1 tRNA gene and 1 rRNA gene are annotated in these 2128 nt (G+C 52.9%); both read right to left on the reverse strand.

The annotated features are described in order from the left end of the window. Positions 1–10: 10 nt before the first annotated feature. Positions 11–84, reverse strand: a tRNA-Ile gene (locus C7379_RS12370). A 251-nt stretch (positions 85–335) separates the two neighbouring features. Next, positions 336–1868 (reverse strand): 16S ribosomal RNA (locus C7379_RS12375). Positions 1869–2128: the final 260 nt, after the last annotated feature.

The raw sequence follows: 2128 nt of genomic DNA on the forward strand, positions 1-2128 counted from the left end.
ACAAAAGAAGTAGTCCCAGGCAGACTTGAACTGCCGACCTCCACATTATCAGTGTGGCGCTCTAACCAACTGAGCTATAGGACTGTGTCCGAGTGGTGCCTGTCCAAGACCCGGGACGAACAATGTCGCCCAGCTTCCGCTTTCTCTTGATCTATACAGTAATATATAAAAATAAACAGTGAAAGAAGCACGAGAATATGGTATAAACAACGAGCAAGGTAAAAGTGCCTATAGGCAAGGCTAAAAGCCAGGCCACGCTCCTGAAAAAAAACGTCCTTTTAAGCGACAAGCGCAAAAAAGCGACTTTCTCTTCTTTGAAAGGCGTACAGCTCCAGAAAGGAGGTGTTCCAGCCGCACCTTCCGGTACGGCTACCTTGTTACGACTTAGCCCCAATCACCGGTTTTGCCCTAGGCCGCTCCTTGACGGTTACGGACTTCAGGCACCCCCAGCTTTCATGGCTTGACGGGCGGTGTGTACAAGGCCCGGGAACGTATTCACCGCGCCATGGCTGATGCGCGATTACTAGCGAATCCAGCTTCGTGGGGTCGGGTTGCAGACCCCAGTCCGAACTGAGGGGGGATTTCTTGATTGGACCGAACTTGCGCGCGGCCAACTCGCTGTGCCCCCCATTGTAACACGTGTGTAGCCCCGGACGTAAGGGCCGTGCTGATTTGACGTCATCCCCACCTTCCTCGCACCTTGCGGTGGCAGTATCCGCAGAGTGCCCAGCATTACCTGATGGCAACTACGGAGAGGGGTTGCGCTCGTTATGGCACTTAAGCCGACACCTCACGGCACGAGCTGACGACAACCATGCAGCACCTCCACCGGCGCCCCGAAGGGCCTCACCATCTCTGGATCGTGCACCGGCAGTTCAAGCCCGGGTAAGGTTCCTCGCGTATCATCGAATTAAACCACATGTTCCTCCGCTTGTGCGGGCCCCCGTCAATTCCTTTGAGTTTCACCGTTGCCGGCGTACTCCCCAGGTGGGATGCTTAACGCTTTCGCTTAGCCGCGTACCATAATTGGCACACAGCGGGCATCCATCGTTTACTGTGCGGACTACCAGGGTATCTAATCCTGTTTGATACCCGCACCTTCGAGCTTAAGCGTCAGTGCCGCTCCCGTCAGCTGCCTTCGCAATCGGAGTTCCTCGTCATATCTAAGCATTTCACCGCTACACGACGAATTCCGCCAACGTTGCGCGTACTCAAGCGTCCCAGTTCGCGCTGCGATGCAGACGTTGGGCGCCTACATTTCACAACACGCTTAAAACGCGGCCTACGCTCCCTTTAAACCCAATAAATCCGGATAACGCCCGGACCTTCCGTATTACCGCGGCTGCTGGCACGGAATTAGCCGGTCCTTATTCATGCGGTACCTGCAAAAATCCACACGTGGACTCCTTTATCCCCGCATAAAAGCAGTTTACAACCCATAGGGCCGTCTTCCTGCACGCTACTTGGCTGGTTCAGGCTCACGCCCATTGACCAATATTCCTCACTGCTGCCTCCCGTAGGAGTTAGGACCGTGTCTCAGTTCCTATGTGGGGGACCTTCCTCTCAGAACCCCTACCGATCGAAGGCTTGGTGGGCCGTTACCCCGCCAACAACCTAATCGGACGCATCCCCATCCCATACCGATAAATCTTTGTTCCATCGACGATGCCCTTGGTGGAAAATATAAGGTATTAGTCCACATTTCTGCGGGTTATCCCTTAGTGTGGGGCAGGTTGGATACGCGTTACTCACCCGTGCGCCGGTCGACGTCCATCAGGCGCAAGCGCTTGATGCCGTTTCCCCTCGACTTGCATGTGTTAAGCCTGTAGCTAGCGTTCATCCTGAGCCAGGATCAAACTCTCCATTGTAAAATATCTATCGCACCTAACGGTATGCCAAAAAAAATGGATAACCGAAAGGCGAGTCTGTCTCTGTCAACAGGACGCCTATCATTTATTGAAGCATAAAGCAATTAAACCTGATTTGTCCAAATAAGAATTGGACGGCTCGTTCATTTACCCAAGACGCGAACGATATTAAGGCAACTAAGCCCAAAGACCGACACGTCTCGCTTCTCGTACTACTTCTCTGTCTATGTAAATATTCTCAAAGAACGCTTCTTTTGTCG

This window comes from Hallella colorans (assembly GCF_003096815.1).
Taxonomy (GTDB): domain Bacteria; phylum Bacteroidota; class Bacteroidia; order Bacteroidales; family Bacteroidaceae; genus Prevotella; species Prevotella colorans.